This window comes from Streptococcus oralis, assembly GCF_003943825.1.
GTDB classification, from domain to species: domain Bacteria; phylum Bacillota; class Bacilli; order Lactobacillales; family Streptococcaceae; genus Streptococcus; species Streptococcus oralis_CD.
In genome coordinates this window covers 171,626-187,730 of the sequence record NZ_RJNJ01000002.1, presented here as the reverse complement: position 1 = coordinate 187,730, position 16,105 = coordinate 171,626, and the positions used below count along the sequence as shown (strand labels likewise).

Sequence of the window (16,105 nt, the reverse complement as noted above, 5' to 3'; positions counted from 1 at the left end):
GAGAAGATGCCTCAGTTAGCGACGATTTGCTACATTGATAACGGAAAAGAACTGCTCATGCTCCATCGCAATAAGAAGCCCAACGATGTCCATGAAGGAAAATGGATTGGTGTGGGTGGAAAGCTAGAGCGAGGTGAGACTCCACAGGAATGTGCAGCGCGTGAAATCCTCGAAGAAACAGGGCTCAAAGCCAAGCCGGTTCTAAAAGGTGTTATCACTTTTCCAGAATTCACACCAGATTTAGACTGGTACACTTATGTTTTTAAAGTGACGGAGTTTGAGGGTGACTTGATTGACTGCAATGAGGGGACCTTAGAATGGGTTCCCTATGATGAAGTCTTGAGCAAGCCGACTTGGGAAGGTGACCACACCTTTGTTGAGTGGCTTTTAGAGGATAAACCCTTCTTTTCAGCTAAGTTTGTGTATGATGGGGATAAATTGTTGGATACCCAAGTTGATTTTTATGAATAAAGGAGAAAGCAAATGCTACTAATCAAAAATGGTCGTGTCATGGATCCTAAGTCTGGTTTGGATCAAGTGTGTGATGTTTTGGTCCAAGACGGAAAAATTGTCAAGATTGCGCCCGAAATCAAGAAAGAAGGAGTAGAGCTAATTGATGCTACTGGTCTAGTAGTTGCTCCTGGCTTGGTTGATATCCATGTCCATTTCCGTGAACCCGGTCAGACTCACAAGGAAGACATCCATACTGGGGCACTAGCGGCTGCTGCAGGTGGCTTTACAACTGTTGTCATGATGGCCAATACTAGTCCAACCATTTCGGATGTAGAGACTCTTCAAGAAGTTCTCCAGTCAGCTGCCAAGGAAAAGATTAACGTTAAGACAGTTGCGACCATTACTAAGAACTTTAATGGCCAAGACTTGACAGACTTTAAGGCGCTTTTAGAAGCTGGAGCCGTTGGTTTTTCAGATGATGGAATTCCGCTTGAGAGCAGTAAAGTGGTTAAGGAAGCCATGGAAGAAGCCAAAAAACTCAATACCTTTATCTGCCTTCATGAGGAAGATCCAGGTTTGAATGGAATTCTTGGCTTTAACGAAAACATCGCTAAAGAACATTTCCATATCTGTGGAGCGACAGGAGTGGCAGAATACGCTATGATTGCGCGTGATGTTATGATTGCCTATGCAACCAAGGCCCATGTTCACATCCAGCATTTGTCTAAGGAAGAAAGTGTCAAGGTAGTGGAATTCGCTCAAGGTTTGGGAGCACAAGTCACAGCAGAAGTAGCGCCACAGCATTTCTCTAAGACAGAAGCTCTTCTTTTAACTCAAGGTAGCAATGCCAAAATGAATCCTCCACTTCGTTTGGAGTCAGACCGTCGTGCCGTTATCGAAGGTCTCAAGTCAGGTGTTATCACAGTTATCGCGACAGACCACGCTCCTCACCATGCAGATGAGAAAAATGTAGAAGATATCACCAAAGCACCATCTGGTATGACTGGCTTGGAAACCTCTCTATCTCTCGGTTTAACTTATTTGGTGGAAGCTGGTGAGTTGAGCTTGATGGAATTGCTAGAAAAAATGACTGTTAATCCAGCCAAACTTTACAACTTTGAAGCAGGCTACTTAGCTGAAAATGGTCCAGCAGATATCACTATCTTTGATGCTAAGGCTGACCGCCTTGTGGACTCCCATTTTGCTTCGAAAGCAGCTAATTCACCATTTATCGGTGAAACTTTAAAAGGGCAGGTTAAATATACCATCTGTAAGGGACAAATCGTCTATCAAAACTAGATGGGATTCTGCTCTATAAACTATAAGAATAGAGAGCGTATATGTATCCAACCCATCAATTTAAAGATAAGTTTGTCTTATTTCTTAAGATATTCTTCCCTATCCTGATTTATCAATTTGCCAATTATTCTGCCTCATTTGTTGATACAACCATGACTGGGCAGTACAATACCATGGACTTGGCAGGAGTATCAACTGCAACGAGTCTATGGAACCCTTTCTTTACTTTTTTAACAGGGATTGTTTCGGCCATGGTTCCCATTATAGGCCATCATCTGGGACGGGGCAAAAAGGAGGAAGTGGCATCTGACTTTTACCAATTCATCTATTTAGCTTTCGGACTGTCTTTGGTCTTGCTTGGAATGGTAGTATTTTTAGCCCCCCCTGTCTTAAACAACATCGGACTAGAAGTTCAAGTGGCGGCAGTTGCAGTTTCCTATCTTTGGTACCTGTCTATTGGAATTATTCCCTTGTTGCTGTTCAGTGTCATTCGCTCTTTGTTGGATTCTCTTGGATTGACCAAGCTATCTATGTACCTCATGCTCCTATTACTTCCGCTCAATAGTGGTTTTAACTATCTTTTGATATATGGAGCTTTCGGTTTCCCTGAGCTTGGTGGCGCAGGAGCAGGGCTAGGAACTTCACTAGCCTATTGGGTTTTATTGGGTATTTCCCTGCTTGTTTTGTTCAAACAGGAAAGATTAAAAACGTTACATCTTGAAAAACGGATTCCATTCAATATAGATAAAATCAAGGAAGGTGTTCGGTTAGGTCTACCAATCGGAGGAACCGTATTTGCGGAAGTGGCTATTTTCTCCGTGGTGGGACTAATCATGGCTAAGTTTTCATCACTCATCATCGCTAGCCACCAGTCAGCTATGAACTTTTCGAGCCTCATGTACGCTTTCCCCATGAGTATTTCCTCTGCTATGGCGATTGTTGTGTCTTACGAGGTGGGGGCTAAACGTTTTGAGGATGCAAAAATCTATGCTCGTATAGGGAGAGTAACCGCCCTTATTTTTGCAGGTCTTACCCTGTCTTTTCTCTACATTTTTAGAGATCGTGTAGCAAGTTTATATGGAAATGACCCTCAGTTCATTGAAACAACTGCTGTATTTCTAACCTACAGTCTCTTTTTCCAGCTAGCTGATACCTTTGCGGCTCCGCTCCAAGGAATTTTAAGAGGGTATAAGGACACTATCGTTCCTTTCTATCTTGGTCTAATCGGGTATTGGGGAGTAGCGATACCTCTAGGATACCTACTAGATCAGGTAATTGACTTAGGGGCATTTGCTTACTGGATTGGGTTAATTGCCGGCTTGATTGTTTCTGGTTGTTTGTATCAAAGGCGTTTGAAAACCGTAATGAAAAGATTGAGCTAATTTTAAGAAATTATCCTGAAAAAACAACTTTGTGAAAAAAATGCTCTAACTAGAGAGAATCCCTGTTTTAACAGGGATTTATTTTTTTATATTGTGAAATTTTATTAGCCATATACTTTGACAGTGTATACTAAAAAAGGTAAAATAGTAAGGTAAGAACAAAGTTAGAAAGGCAAGATTATGTCAACTTTAGATAAGAATCTTTTGCTAGAGATGTTCCGTAAGATGGAAGAAATCCGTCGCATGGACTTAAAAATTGCTCAGTTAGTGAAAAAGGGGAAAGTTCCCGGTATGACTCACTTTTCTGTCGGAGAGGAAGCTGCTAACGTCGGAGCAATGCTGGCTCTTAATCCAGATGATCTGATTACCTCAAACCACCGTGGTCATGGTCAAGCTATTGCTAAGGGGATTGACCTTAACGGAATGATGGCTGAAATCCTTGGTAAGTACACCGGTACTTGTAAAGGAAAAGGCGGTTCCATGCATATCGCTGACCTGGATGCTGGGAACCTCGGTGCCAATGGTATCGTTGGTGGTGGTATGGGAATCGCTGTCGGTGCAGCCCTCAGTCAGCAAATGCAACATACTGGTAAAATCGTTGTCTGCTTCTTTGGAGATGGCGCGACCAACGAAGGTGTTTTCCACGAAGCAGTGAACATGGCTTCTATTTGGAAACTTCCTGTTATTTTCTACTGCATTAACAACGGTTACGGTATCTCTGCGGATATCAAGAAAATGACCAATGTGGAGCATATCCATCAACGTAGTGCGGCATATGGAATTCCTGGAATGTTTATCGAAGATGGAAACAATGTCATCGATGTCTATGAAGGATTTAAGAAAGCAGTAGATCATGTTCGTGGTGGCAATGGACCAGTCTTGATCGAAAGTGTAACCTATCGCTGGCTTGGTCACTCATCATCTGACCCTGGTAAATATCGTACGCGTGAAGAAGTAGAATTGTGGAAACAAAAAGACCCAATCGAAAACCTTCGCAAATACCTCATTGAGAACAATATTGCAAGTGCAGAAGAATTGGAAGAAATTCAAGCACAAGTCAAGGAAGCAGTAGAAGCTTCTGTTAAATTTGCGGAAGAAAGCCCATTCCCACCACTAGAATCCGCATTTGAAGATATTTACGCAGACTAAGGAGAAAGAGATAAAAATGGAAACAAAAACAATGTCGTTCCGTGACACCATTATCCTTGCTATGTCTGAGGAAATGCGTCGCGATGAAAATGTGTTCTTGATGGGAGAAGACGTCGGTGTCTTCGGAGGAGACTTCGGAACTTCTGTTGGAATGCTTGAAGAATTTGGCCCAGAGCGTGTCCGTGACTGTCCGATTTCTGAAGCCGCTATCTCTGGAGCAGCAGCAGGAGCAGCCATGACAGGACTTCGTCCAATTGTCGATATGACCTTCATGGACTTCTCGGTTATTGCCATGGACAATATCGTCAACCAAGCTGCTAAAACACGTTATATGTTTGGTGGTAAAGGTCAGGTTCCAATGACTGTCCGATGTGCAGCTGGTAACGGAGTTGGTTCTGCAGCTCAGCACTCTCAGTCTCTAGAGTCTTGGTTTACACACATCCCAGGTCTTAAGGTTGTAGCTCCAGGTACACCTGCTGACATGAAAGGACTTCTCAAGTCTTCTATCCGTGATAACAACCCTGTTATCATTCTTGAATACAAGTCCGAATTTAACCAAAAGGGGGAAGTGCCAGTTGATCCAGACTATACAATCCCACTTGGGGTTGGGGAAATCAAACGCGAAGGAACAGATGTAACAGTTGTTACTTACGGGAAAATGCTTCGTCGTGTGCTTCAAGCTGCTGAAGAATTAGCAGAAGAAGGAATTTCTGTTGAAATTGTAGACCCACGTACCCTCGTTCCGCTTGATAAGGATATCATCATTAACTCAGTGAAGAAGACTGGTAAGGTGGTGCTTGTCAACGATGCTCACAAAACAAGTGGCTATATCGGAGAGATTTCAGCTATTATTTCAGAATCAGAAGCATTTGATTATCTAGACGCACCAATCCGCCGTTGCGCCGGAGAAGATGTGCCAATGCCTTATGCGCAAAACCTTGAAAATGCAATGATTCCAACAGTTGAAAGCATCAAAGATGCAATCCGTAAGACATATAACAAAGAATAATACATAATATAAGTTATGTAAATTATAAGGATTTCTGACTTACTAACTTGAGTTATATTTTGTATCCAAGTTGTATGTAAAGTTGCGACAATTTTTTGACGAATCGATAATATTCGACAAAAAACTTAGTAAGTCTACTAGGTTGGCCGCCAGATAGCGGCAACCGTAGTAACTTGAGATACGTTCCGTGTCCAAGTTACTTGTAGAGTTGAACACGGGCTAAAAGCTCGGAAAAAAGATAAATCTCCTTGGCTTCATCGAAGCCAGCGTCGATTTCCTATTTTTCAGTCGCTTTTTACGCCCTTTGTATCATGTAATTGAATTCGGACGGAGGTCTGTGAAAAAAAGATAGATTTCCTTGTGTTCATCGAACACATCGTCAATCTCCTATTTTTTCATTGCCCTCTTCGTCCTAAATATCTTAGTATAGAATTGGAGAGGTCATGGCTGATGACAAGCTAAGAGCGACTCCTGCGGCTAGAAAGTTAGCGAATGATCTAGGGATCAACCTCTACGACGTTTCTGGCTCAGGTGCAAACGGTCGTGTCCACAAAGAAGACGTGGAAACTTATAAAGACACAAACGTGGTTCGCATTTCGCCACTTGCAAAACGAATTGCCCTCGAACATAACATTGCTTGGCAGGAAATCCAAGGAACAGGTCATCGTGGTAAGATCATGAAGAAGGACGTTTTGGCCTTGCTTCCTGAAAATATCGAAAACGACACCATCAAGTCTCCTGCTCAAATCGAAAAAGTGGAAGAAGTTCCAGACAATATCACTCCTTATGGTGAGATTGAGCGTATTCCAATGACACCAATGCGTAAGGTTATCGCGCAACGTATGGTTGAATCTTACCTAACTGCGCCAACTTTCACACTCAACTATGAAGTTGATATGACTGAAATGCTGGCCCTTCGTAAGAAGGTTCTTGATCCGATTATGGAAGCGACTGGTAAGAAGACTACTGTAACAGACCTTCTTTCACTCGCTGTTGTAAAAACATTGATGAAACACCCTTACATCAACGCTTCATTGACAGAAGACGGCAAGACCATTATCACTCATAACTATGTCAACCTTGCGATGGCGGTTGGGATGGATAACGGATTGATGACACCAGTTGTTTACAATGCTGAAAAGATGAGCTTGTCAGAGTTGGTTGTAGCCTTTAAGGATGTCATTGGTCGTACCTTGGATGGTAAATTGGCTCCAAGCGAACTGCAAAATTCAACCTTCACAATCAGTAACTTGGGAATGTTTGGTGTTCAGTCCTTTGGTCCGATTATTAACCAACCAAACTCAGCAATCCTCGGGGTTAGCTCAACAGTAGAGAAACCTGTTGTTGTCAATGGTGAGATTGTTATTCGTCCTATCATGAGCCTTGGTTTAACTATTGACCACCGTGTTGTAGATGGTATGGCTGGTGCTAAGTTTATGAAAGACTTGAAAGCCTTAATTGAGAACCCAATCTCAATGTTGGTTTAAGTTAGCTATTGTTATTTTAGAGTTTTAGATAAAGGAAGTAAGACATGGCCTTAGAAGTAATTATGCCAAAAGCCGGCGTGGATATGACAGAAGGACAAATCGTCCAATGGAATAAGAAAGTCGGAGAATTTGTAAAAGAAGGAGAAATCCTTTTGGAAATCATGACTGACAAAGTCAGCATGGAATTGGAAGCCGAAGAAGATGGATACTTGATTGCCATCCTCAAAGGAGATGGTGAAACTGTCCCTGTAACGGAAGTTATCGGTTACCTTGGGGAAGAAGGGGAAAACATCCCAACAGCTGGAGCAGCTGCGCCAGAATCAAAACCTGCACCTGCAGCTAGTGCCTCAAACGACGATGGTAAGAGCGATGATGCCTTTGATGTCGTTGTGATTGGTGGAGGTCCTGCTGGTTATGTTGCAGCCATTAAAGCTGCTCAACTTGGTGGTAAGGTTGCCCTTGTTGAAAAATCTGAACTCGGTGGAACTTGCTTGAACCGCGGCTGTATCCCAACTAAGACCTACCTTCACAATGCTGAAATCATCGAAAACATCGGTCATGCAGCAAATCGTGGTATCGTCATCGAAAATCCAAACTTCACTGTTGATATGGACAAACTTTTAGAAACTAAATCTAAAGTTGTCAATACCTTGGTAGGTGGTGTTGCGGGTCTTCTTCGTAGCTACGGAGTTACTGTTCATAAGGGTGTTGGTACAATCACTAAAGACAAGAATGTCTTGGTTAATGGTTCAGAGTTGCTTGAAACCAAGAAAATTATCCTTGCCGGTGGTTCAAAAGTCAGTAAGATTAACGTTCCTGGTATGGAATCTCCACTTGTCATGACCAGTGATGACATTCTTGAAATGAACGAAGTACCAGAAAGCCTCGTAATCATCGGTGGTGGCGTAGTCGGTATCGAACTCGGCCAAGCCTTCATGACATTTGGTTCAAAAGTAACTGTTATCGAAATGATGGACCGTATTGTTCCAGCTATGGATGCGGAAGTGTCTAAGAATCTTCGCTTGATTTTGGAACGCAAAGGCATGACTATCTTGACAGGTACAAAATTGCAAGAAATTATCGAGGAAGATGGTCAACTTCGTATCAAAGTTGAAGGAAAAGACGATATTATCGCAAGCAAAGCTCTTCTTTCAATTGGTCGTGTTCCAGATCTTGAAGGTATTGGCGATGTTGAGTTTGAATTGGATCGTGGTCGCATCAAGGTCAACGAATACATGGAAACTTCTGTTCCAGGTATCTACGCACCAGGTGATATTAATGGTACTAAGATGTTAGCGCACGCAGCCTTCCGTATGGGTGAAGTTGCCGCTGAAAATGCCCTTAAAGGAAATCATGCTGTTGCCAAATTGAACTTGACTCCTGCAGCCATTTACACTCTTCCTGAAGTAGCAGCAGTAGGTTTAACAGAAGAGCAAGCTCGCGAGAAATACGATGTTGCTATCGGTAAATTCAACTTTGCGGCTAACGGACGTGCCATTGCTTCTGATGCAGCTCAAGGTTTCGTTAAAGTCATTGCAGATAAGAAATACGGTGAAATCCTTGGTGTCCATATCATCGGTCCTGCAGCTGCAGAATTGATTAACGAGGCATCAAGCATTATCGAAATGGAAATCACTGTTGAGGAAATGCTGAAGACCATCCACGGACACCCAACCTACTCTGAAGTGATGTACGAAGCATTTGCGGATGTTCTAGGAATGGCTATCCATTCACCTAAGAAAAAATAAATAAGATTTTCAACTAAATTTTCTTAAAGTAGTACGGACGGCATGGACCTCTATTAGAGTTCCATGCCTAAAAATTGAGCCTCTTGTCTCAATTTTTCCGAGAAATGTAACGATAACACGTTACATTTCTTTTTACCACTTTAGAAAATTTGATTGCTATGAACAGAATTTAAAAACTAAATTTTTGGAAATACTATGAAATACATTATCAATCATTCAAACGACACTGCTTTTAATATCGCCTTGGAAGAATATGCCTTTAAACATCTTTTGGATGAGGATCAAATCTTCCTACTTTGGATTAACAAACCATCTATCATTGTTGGTCGTCACCAGAACACTATCGAAGAAATTAACCGTGAGTATGTTCGAGAAAATGGTATTGAGGTAGTTCGCCGTATCAGTGGTGGCGGAGCTGTTTACCACGATCTAAACAACCTCAACTACACCATCATTTCAAAAGAAGATGAAAACAAGGCCTTTGACTTCAAGAGCTTCTCAACTCCAGTTATCAATACCTTGGCTCAACTAGGCGTTAAAGCTGAGTTCACAGGCCGTAATGACCTTGAGATTGATGGCAAAAAATTCTGTGGCAATGCCCAAGCCTATATCAATGGCCGTATCATGCACCACGGTTGCTTGCTCTTTGACGTTGATTTGTCAGTCCTTGCTAATGCCCTCAAGGTTTCAAAAGATAAGTTTGAATCAAAAGGTGTGAAATCCGTCCGTGCTCGTGTAACCAATATTGTCAATGAATTACCAGAAAAAATCACAGTTGAAGAATTCCGTGATTTGCTATTGGAATACATGAAAAAAGAGTACCCAGAGATGACTGAATACGTTTTTTCTGAGGAAGAATTGGCTGAAATCAATCGCATCAAGGATACAAAGTTTGGTACTTGGGACTGGAACTACGGCAAATCACCTGAGTTTAACGTCCGTCGTGGAACAAAATTCACTAGTGGTAAGGTAGAAGTCTTTGCCAATGTTCTTGAATCAAAAATCCAAGACATCAAAATTTATGGTGACTTCTTTGGTATCGAGGACGTTGCTGCAGTAGAAGATGTCCTCCGTGACGTGAAATACGAACGCGAAGATGTTCTTAAGGCCTTAGAAACTATTGATATTACACGCTACTTTGCTGGTATTAGCCGTGAAGAAATCGCTGAAGCAGTAGTGGGGTAAGGAAAAAGAATCCATTTATGATGGATTCTTTTATTAGGGTTAAACTTAATAATCATGCTGATTAGATTATAATAGAGATGAAAAATGAAAAGGAGTTATTCATTAATGTTAGAAATTCCAGTAGAAAGTCTTAATCTATTTGAACAGTTAGACCGCAATGTTGTTGCTTTCTATAGAAATGAAGAAATTTATCAAACTGAAAGTTTAAATATAAGCATCACACAAGAACATTATGATAAGAAATACAAAGAGCTTCAACCTTTAGGATACCAAGCTGTTCAAATACCTTTAGGAATGGCTTTAGATAATGTAATCCAGCAAGCATATTTCCAAAATCTTATAATTGGCGGTCTTCTGCCCGATGAAATCAAAGTAAGCAAATTAGACTTAATGCCTTTGAAAGATATTGTTGATAGTTTTTGTATTATGTATGCTGCAGCGAATAACCGACTAGAACATAGTAAGGCTTATGAATTTATGAAAGATAAGACAGTATTCTTTATTGGTAAACTGTTAACTGACGATCTTAAAAATGGTGACGAAATTTCGTATATGGGAGTCGAAAGAGAATCAGCTGATGGAACTTCTTATGAAGCAGTAAAATGTTTTCTAACTAGAGAGAGTGCTGAGCAGTTCAATGATTCAAAAAAACCTATAAGCTCAGCAAATCTAGCCTATCTGCAAGCCTTTTGGGGTAAACCAGTAATTATAGAGCCACACCGTAACTACTGGATTGAGTTTAAATAACTAAAAAACGAAAGATAAAAGGAATTGATCTTTCGTTTTTTAGCGATAGTTGATTTACATAATTTATAATATGTAATATTCACAAACTGTCTAAAGCATTCTTTTGTTCATCGTTGACGATATGGGTATAGAGGTCAGTGACTTGTGTACTAGCGTGACCTAGCTGATGGCTAACCAAAACTTGCGATTTAGTAGCATCATAGAGCCTAGTCGCCAGGGTATGGCGTAGTTTGTGTGGAGTTACACGGACTTTGAAGTCCTCAGAGTATTTAGCAACCATCTTTTCAACGCTGGAAGCATCAATACGATTGGGAACACCCCGATAGAGTGTCAAAAAGAGAGCTGTATCCGTCTTTTCTGTCTTATAGCGTTGATTTCGAATGGCGAGATAATTCTCTATATAAGGCTTGGCAAAGGCAGCGACATTAACCGAGTCACGTTTCCCCCCCTTACGTGTGACATCAATGACCATCATTTTGAGATTAAGGTCTCTTAGATCCAGATTAACAGCTTCAGATAGGCGGACACCAGACGCCAAGAGAAGGGCAATAATGGCTAAATCACGTTCTTTATTTTTATTGAATGACGAGAGGGCACGATTTGAGAGCTGTTGTGGGTACTCCTGATCGATATAGGATAGAAAACCTTCTGTTTCATCACCTAGAAAGAGTTTTTGCTTGATGTTTTCAGCTCTAGCAGCAAGTGTTTCTTTCTTTTTCTTGGTTGAAACTTTCTTCATTACATTACGATAGAAATAAGGCTCTCCTTGGTCGTTTTCAACCTCCTCGGTCAGATACTTGTAAAGACTGGAAAGGGCTGACAAGGTTCGATTAATGGTCGTCTGAGAGACACCATGTTTGGTTGTATTGGCATTCAGCAAAGGTCGTTCACGTAGATACAGGATAAAGGATTCCATATCTTTCTTAGACATATTTTCCAAGACTGATAAAGGAATGTCAGACATTTTATCAACATTTGAAATACCAGACTCCAAAAGCCAGCTGAAAAATCGATCGTATTCCTTGAGATATTCGTACAAGGTTGTAAAACTGTAGGGAACAGCAAGCTTGGATTGGTAGTATTCCAGAACATACCATGGCATGATTTGTTTTAGTTTGTCGATTCGTTCCAGTAAAATCTCACGTTTCATGTATTTTCTCCATAATTAAGTCTACTAGTAGTATAGCATAGACTCATATATTTTTCAAGAAAATTATAGTTTTTCGGAAAGATGTTATAGGGGAGATTTAGGAATAGATAACTTTAAGCAAATAACCAAAAAATTCTTTAGAGTATTTTCTATATTTCATCATACTTGAGCAACATATTCGGAATCTTTTCTTCAAGACTCTTGCGAACTTTACCTTGAATTGCAGTGTCCATCTGGCTGTTTATGCTTGTAAAGGTTGATTTGGTTTCTGTAGCAATTTTCTTTGCTGCTTTATTAAAGTTATCTTTTAATTTATTTTTTGCTGTTATCGCTAACTTTGCTTCCGTAATGATTCGGTTTCTTTCCATCATTCGATACATTTGTTTCAATGCATATTGGTATTCTTCATCCGTGTAGTATTCATTCATTGGTGCTTGCATAATCTCTCCTTAATCTGTGAAATTCTTCGTCTAAATCATTTCTTTTTTTACGAAACTCGTTATCGTATTTTTCTCTCTCATCTTCGAGTTTAACCCTATGATCTCTGTATACTTGATTCGAAAAGTGTCTCAAATTTTCTATTTCTATAAAATAGTCTCTAACATCATCAGCACTTGTCTCAAATTTTCTCAAAATATGATACATTTTATCTACTTCTTCGGAAATTAGTTTTTCTAAGTTTGCATTTCGTTCGTCTAGATCAAGGACTTTGTTATCGAGTTTCTTCTTTTCCTGATAATATCGTTCTTCTAGAGTAAATAGTTCTCTTTCTTTCTCTTTTATTTCCTCCCATTTTACATCTTTTCTTTCCATTGTCGAAACTCCTTGCCTAATTGCTTGTCTGTTGCTACTGTTTTTTCGATAACTTCCTGTAATTGTTTATCCATATTTTCAAATGCTTGGGCGGAAGCATTCATCTTAGTGGCTGTTTGATTTGTCTCTGCCTGAAACGTATCGATAAACTGTGCTTGAGTAATACCTTGACTAGCAAAAATGGCATCAACCTCATAGGGAGCTAATGCTGTGTAGCTTGTAAAATCGATTTTTGACCAAATTTCTTGTAATTCCTGATTGGCTTTTTTGGCTAAGGCGCTCACTTCATCAGCTCCAGTTCTTGCTGCTGTAGCCATAGATGATGATAGGATAGAACCTTGAGCTGCATCTAAGTATATTTCCTCAGAACTACTAATACCACCTGATGACCATTTTGACTTCAAGTCCTTGTAATGAGCCATTCCTCGGAGACTGTTGGCATAGGCTCGATAAACACCACTGATTAAGGGTTTTCCTCCCTTGCCATCTATGACTTGACCAGTTACAGGATCAAACTCCCAGTCCTCAATTTTATGGCTCGAACCATCAATCCAATGAATCGTGCTAGGCATAGAATTTGTAATATCAATCGGACTGGTGTACCTTTCTGGGTGATTAGAGTCATTCCAACGTACTACATTATCATGTTTTCTACGGTAATCTATAAACATAGAAGGGTTGCTTTCAATAAATGCTTTTTCTTCCAGTGTAAGTCCACCATATTTAAACCAAGCATTAAAAGTGGTTGTAGGGATGTGGTATTTAGCTCCCACCTTCAGCATGTAAGATCCTTGTGAATAACCTGATAGTTGACTGACTTCATATCTAGGATCGTCCATAATCTCTTTTACAAATTGGTCAGCAACCTTATATTGTGGAGATAAGTAAGTTTGCCTTGCAATTATGGCACTATAGAAATCGCGTGAACCAAACATAGTTTTATTCACCGGACTATCAGGATCCGTTCCTGCAGCAATCACAGCTACATTTTTATAATCTGGTTTGCCGTTAACAATAGGTGCAACTGCCAGCCCATCAAAACCTGTTTCAATGTCAGACTTAGTGGCAACAACACGGAATTCTTGACCATCAGAGGTGGTAATCATATTTTTTTCATTTTCCAATAGATTATCGTCTTCTTTATTGACAATAGTATATGTTTGATTTTCATCACGATTTGCATATTCATCATTGACACTGTATACATTCTTCCCGTGATTTAATTCATTAAGTTGTTTATCAGTATAATTAAAATTCATTTACTGTTCTCCTGTTTCACCATTTGAATAAATCACTTTTACATTTTTTTCTGTAATTCCACGATGGTTTATCAAATATTGATTATCATCTTTTCGAGAACTATTTTGAAAATCTCTACTTCTTATTTCGTTATTTTGTTTATTAAATGCGATTATATAACTTAGTTGTTTGCTGTCAGAGAAAAATATTTTAACTTTTGCGCCCCAAGCATCAGACGGAATTGATGCATATGAAGGGTCTGTTATATGTACCTCCTCAATCCCTTCGTAGGAATTCTTTAAGGTGTTTACCAGACTAACTTCATACTCTCTATTTCGACGCTCTTCTTGAGACTTCCCTAACATACTAAACATAAAAACACCTCCTGCTGTAATGAATGCAACTAACAAAACGATTAGTAGCCTTCTATGACTTTTTTTAATTCCAGAATTGTTCATTTGAGTTTTTCTCCTTTTTCTTATTATACTATAAGATTTGTCTATATTACACTATAATAAGAAAAAGTTGATTTACTTCTATAAGGTCTTAGTAGGACTTTCTGAATCCGTTCCTGCAGCAATCACAGCTATACTTTTATAACCCGGTTTGCCGTTGACTATAGGTGCAACCGCCAAACCATCAAAACCAGTTCCTTTGTGAGACTTAGTTGCAACGACGCGGAATTCTTGTCCGTCAGAAGTGGTTATGGTGTTGGTTTCACCCTTTTTTAACTCGTTATCTGATTTAGCAGTAACAATGTTTGTTCGGTTTTCTTTACGCTGTGCGAACTCAGTATTAACACTGTAAACATTCGGACCTTGATTCAATTCATTAAGTTGTTTGTCTGTATACACGTATTTATTCATCATAGCTCCCCTTCTGAACCATTCGAATATTTAACTTTAACTTTTGACTTAGTAGAACCTCGCCTAGAATTTAAAAAATGTTGAAATTCTTCATCATCCTTATTATATACTCCAATCCTAATTTTATTCGAGTTTATATCAAAAGCTAAAACATGTTCTTTAGATGTTCCATCAAAAAATTTTAGTTTCACATCCGCCCCCCAAGCGTCTGAAGGAATTGAACTGTACGATGGATTCGTAATCGTTACCTCCTCAATCCCTTCATAGGAATTTTTTAAAGCGTTGACTAAGCTGACTTCGTACTCTCTATTCCGACGTTCTTCTTGAGACTTCCCTAACATACTAAACACAAAAACACCTCCTGCTGCGATAGTTGCGAGTAGTAAAACTATGAATAATGGTTTATAGCTTTTTCTTAATCTGTCTTTATTCATTATCATTTCCTCTTTTTCTCAGCATATTCATCATTGACACTATATACATTTTTCCCTTGATTTAATTCATTGAGTTGTTTATCAGTATAATTAAAATTCATTTACTGTTCCCCTCTTTCTTTGTTAGAGTATGTAACCGTAACTGTATTAGTTGTTATTCCTTTTCTTCGGTTAAGAAAATCTCGCTGTCCATAAGTCATACGACCATTGTAATTTTCTATCTCATCTAGGTTATGTGGAATTCCATAGAATATTTTTTCCCCATCTTCAAACAAAATATCAACCTTACAAGACCAGTCACCAGGAGGGTTCGTATATGTTGGATTGGAAATTTTGATTTCTTCTATCCCTTCATATGAATTCTTTAAGGCATTTACCAAACTAACTTCATACTCTCTATTCCGACGTTCTTCTTGGGATTTTCCTAACATACTAAATATAGAAACACCTCCTGCTGTAATGGCTACGAGTAACAAAACGATTAGTATCCTTTTATGGCTTTTTTTATTGCTGGAATTATTCATTTAAGCTTTTCCCCTTTTTCTACTTGAAAACTCTTCATTTACCATATAAATAGCAAAATCTTGGGTTAGATTATTCAACTGATTATCAGTATAATTAAATACCATTATTGCTCTCCTGTTTCACCATTTGAATATCGTACTAATATTGTAGATTCTGTTTTACCAATGTGTTTTTGAAGTATCGACCATTGTTGATCAATTTCTTCATTAGTATCCCCTTTCATAAGACCATCATGGTTTTCTTTATAGGTTAATCTGTGATTAATTCCATAAGTAATAGTTTGACTATCATTGAACTGTACTGAAATATCACAAGACCACGAACCCGGTTTGTCATTATTGTAAGGATCCATAATCTTAATCTCCTTAATCCCTTGGTAGGAATTCTTTAACGCATTAACCAGACTTACTTCATATTCTCTATTTCGACGCTCTTCTTGAGACTTCCCTAACAACCTAAACATAAAAATAGCTCCTGCTGTGATGGCTACGAGTAACAAAACGATTAGTAGTCTTATATATCTTTTTTTATTGCTGGAAATATTCATTTAAGCTTTTCTCCCTTTTCTCCTTGAAGACTTTTCGTTCACACTATAAACAGCATAATCTTGGTTTAAATT

General features: G+C 39.3%; 18 protein-coding genes. 9 read left to right on the top strand and 9 right to left on the bottom strand.

The window, feature by feature from the left end; all coding sequences use genetic code 11:
* The first annotated feature begins 6 nt into the window (after nucleotides 1–6).
* From D8863_RS02635 to D8863_RS02595, 9 genes are all read left to right on the top strand, one after another.
* On the top strand, nucleotides 7–471 hold the full coding sequence (locus D8863_RS02635) for an NUDIX hydrolase (protein WP_001135768.1): 465 nt from the start codon (nucleotides 7–9) through the stop codon (nucleotides 469–471).
* Between the two features lie 12 nt (nucleotides 472–483).
* Nucleotides 484–1,752, top strand: coding sequence for a dihydroorotase (locus D8863_RS02630; RefSeq protein ID WP_125440991.1), 1,269 nt, complete (start codon nucleotides 484–486; stop codon nucleotides 1,750–1,752).
* Nucleotides 1,753–1,793: 41 nt separating this feature from the next.
* Nucleotides 1,794–3,134: an MATE family efflux transporter gene (locus D8863_RS02625; RefSeq protein ID WP_125440990.1), complete on the top strand. Its 1,341-nt coding sequence runs from the start codon at nucleotides 1,794–1,796 to the stop codon at nucleotides 3,132–3,134.
* Nucleotides 3,135–3,314: 180 nt separating this feature from the next.
* Nucleotides 3,315–4,283: a thiamine pyrophosphate-dependent dehydrogenase E1 component subunit alpha gene (locus D8863_RS02620; RefSeq protein WP_000105349.1), complete on the top strand. Its 969-nt coding sequence runs from the start codon at nucleotides 3,315–3,317 to the stop codon at nucleotides 4,281–4,283.
* 16 nt (nucleotides 4,284–4,299) lie between these two features.
* On the top strand, nucleotides 4,300–5,292 hold the full coding sequence (locus tag D8863_RS02615; RefSeq protein ID WP_042902260.1) for an alpha-ketoacid dehydrogenase subunit beta: 993 nt from the start codon (nucleotides 4,300–4,302) through the stop codon (nucleotides 5,290–5,292).
* Nucleotides 5,293–5,735: 443 nt separating this feature from the next.
* Nucleotides 5,736–6,779 (top strand): dihydrolipoamide acetyltransferase, encoded by a 1,044-nt coding sequence (locus tag D8863_RS02610; RefSeq protein ID WP_084849679.1) that lies wholly within the window; start codon nucleotides 5,736–5,738, stop codon nucleotides 6,777–6,779.
* Nucleotides 6,780–6,823: 44 nt separating this feature from the next.
* Nucleotides 6,824–8,527, top strand: coding sequence for a dihydrolipoyl dehydrogenase (gene lpdA, locus D8863_RS02605; protein WP_125440989.1), 1,704 nt, complete (start codon nucleotides 6,824–6,826; stop codon nucleotides 8,525–8,527).
* Between the two features lie 195 nt (nucleotides 8,528–8,722).
* Nucleotides 8,723–9,712, top strand: coding sequence for a lipoate--protein ligase (lplA, locus tag D8863_RS02600; protein ID WP_125440988.1), 990 nt, complete (start codon nucleotides 8,723–8,725; stop codon nucleotides 9,710–9,712).
* Between the two features lie 105 nt (nucleotides 9,713–9,817).
* Complete coding sequence (locus D8863_RS02595) at nucleotides 9,818–10,459, top strand: hypothetical protein (RefSeq protein ID WP_125440987.1); 642 nt, start codon at nucleotides 9,818–9,820, stop codon at nucleotides 10,457–10,459.
* 79 nt (nucleotides 10,460–10,538) lie between these two features.
* Here the strand turns inward: D8863_RS02595 and xerS are convergent, their stop codons facing one another.
* The 9 genes from xerS to D8863_RS02550 all read right to left on the bottom strand — a co-directional run bounded on the left by xerS (nucleotide 10,539) and on the right by D8863_RS02550 (nucleotide 16,033).
* Nucleotides 10,539–11,609: a tyrosine recombinase XerS gene (xerS, locus tag D8863_RS02590; RefSeq protein ID WP_125440986.1), complete on the bottom strand. Its 1,071-nt coding sequence runs from the start codon at nucleotides 11,607–11,609 to the stop codon at nucleotides 10,539–10,541.
* A gap of 149 nt (nucleotides 11,610–11,758) precedes the next feature.
* Nucleotides 11,759–12,049: a hypothetical protein gene (locus D8863_RS02585; protein WP_125440985.1), complete on the bottom strand. Its 291-nt coding sequence runs from the start codon at nucleotides 12,047–12,049 to the stop codon at nucleotides 11,759–11,761.
* Entirely contained in the window at nucleotides 12,030–12,422 is a 393-nt protein-coding gene (locus tag D8863_RS02580) for a hypothetical protein (RefSeq protein ID WP_049490587.1), read from the bottom strand. Before D8863_RS02580 ends, D8863_RS02585 begins: the two co-directional genes overlap by 20 nt.
* Nucleotides 12,404–13,681, bottom strand: coding sequence for a hypothetical protein (locus D8863_RS02575; RefSeq protein ID WP_125440984.1), 1,278 nt, complete (start codon nucleotides 13,679–13,681; stop codon nucleotides 12,404–12,406). Before D8863_RS02575 ends, D8863_RS02580 begins: the two co-directional genes overlap by 19 nt.
* Complete coding sequence (locus D8863_RS02570) at nucleotides 13,682–14,119, bottom strand: hypothetical protein (RefSeq protein WP_125440983.1); 438 nt, start codon at nucleotides 14,117–14,119, stop codon at nucleotides 13,682–13,684.
* A gap of 78 nt (nucleotides 14,120–14,197) precedes the next feature.
* The gene (locus D8863_RS02565; protein WP_185761436.1) at nucleotides 14,198–14,530 is read right to left on the bottom strand and encodes a hypothetical protein; all 333 of its coding nucleotides are present in this window, start codon (nucleotides 14,528–14,530) and stop codon (nucleotides 14,198–14,200) included.
* Entirely contained in the window at nucleotides 14,527–14,967 is a 441-nt protein-coding gene (locus D8863_RS02560; RefSeq protein WP_438827522.1) for a hypothetical protein, read from the bottom strand. The genes D8863_RS02565 and D8863_RS02560 overlap by 4 nt, the downstream gene beginning before the upstream one ends.
* 95 nt (nucleotides 14,968–15,062) lie before the next feature.
* A complete protein-coding gene (locus D8863_RS02555; RefSeq protein WP_125440981.1) occupies nucleotides 15,063–15,485 on the bottom strand; it encodes a hypothetical protein in 423 nt (140 codons plus the stop codon).
* A gap of 104 nt (nucleotides 15,486–15,589) precedes the next feature.
* A complete protein-coding gene (locus D8863_RS02550) occupies nucleotides 15,590–16,033 on the bottom strand; it encodes a hypothetical protein (RefSeq protein ID WP_001027475.1) in 444 nt (147 codons plus the stop codon).
* Nucleotides 16,034–16,105 lie beyond the last annotated feature (72 nt).

Coding starts and splice junctions, on each gene's coding strand:
- D8863_RS02620 (WP_000105349.1), top strand. CDS start 3,315: ATGTCAACTTTAGATAAGAATCTTTTGCTAGAGATGTTCCGTAAGATG.
- D8863_RS02555 (WP_125440981.1), bottom strand. CDS start 15,485: ATGAATAATTCCAGCAATAAAAAAAGCCATAAAAGGATACTAATCGTT.
- lplA (WP_125440988.1), top strand. CDS start 8,723: ATGAAATACATTATCAATCATTCAAACGACACTGCTTTTAATATCGCC.
- D8863_RS02575 (WP_125440984.1), bottom strand. CDS start 13,681: ATGAATTTTAATTATACTGATAAACAACTTAATGAATTAAATCACGGG.
- lpdA (WP_125440989.1), top strand. CDS start 6,824: ATGGCCTTAGAAGTAATTATGCCAAAAGCCGGCGTGGATATGACAGAA.
- D8863_RS02550 (WP_001027475.1), bottom strand. CDS start 16,033: ATGAATATTTCCAGCAATAAAAAAAGATATATAAGACTACTAATCGTT.
- D8863_RS02595 (WP_125440987.1), top strand. CDS start 9,818: ATGTTAGAAATTCCAGTAGAAAGTCTTAATCTATTTGAACAGTTAGAC.
- xerS (WP_125440986.1), bottom strand. CDS start 11,609: ATGAAACGTGAGATTTTACTGGAACGAATCGACAAACTAAAACAAATC.
- D8863_RS02610 (WP_084849679.1), top strand. CDS start 5,736: ATGGCTGATGACAAGCTAAGAGCGACTCCTGCGGCTAGAAAGTTAGCG.
- D8863_RS02585 (WP_125440985.1), bottom strand. CDS start 12,049: ATGCAAGCACCAATGAATGAATACTACACGGATGAAGAATACCAATAT.
- D8863_RS02560 (WP_438827522.1), bottom strand. CDS start 14,967: ATGATAATGAATAAAGACAGATTAAGAAAAAGCTATAAACCATTATTC.
- D8863_RS02565 (WP_185761436.1), bottom strand. CDS start 14,530: ATGATGAATAAATACGTGTATACAGACAAACAACTTAATGAATTGAAT.
- D8863_RS02625 (WP_125440990.1), top strand. CDS start 1,794: ATGTATCCAACCCATCAATTTAAAGATAAGTTTGTCTTATTTCTTAAG.
- D8863_RS02635 (WP_001135768.1), top strand. CDS start 7: ATGCCTCAGTTAGCGACGATTTGCTACATTGATAACGGAAAAGAACTG.
- D8863_RS02580 (WP_049490587.1), bottom strand. CDS start 12,422: ATGGAAAGAAAAGATGTAAAATGGGAGGAAATAAAAGAGAAAGAAAGA.
- D8863_RS02570 (WP_125440983.1), bottom strand. CDS start 14,119: ATGAACAATTCTGGAATTAAAAAAAGTCATAGAAGGCTACTAATCGTT.
- D8863_RS02615 (WP_042902260.1), top strand. CDS start 4,300: ATGGAAACAAAAACAATGTCGTTCCGTGACACCATTATCCTTGCTATG.
- D8863_RS02630 (WP_125440991.1), top strand. CDS start 484: ATGCTACTAATCAAAAATGGTCGTGTCATGGATCCTAAGTCTGGTTTG.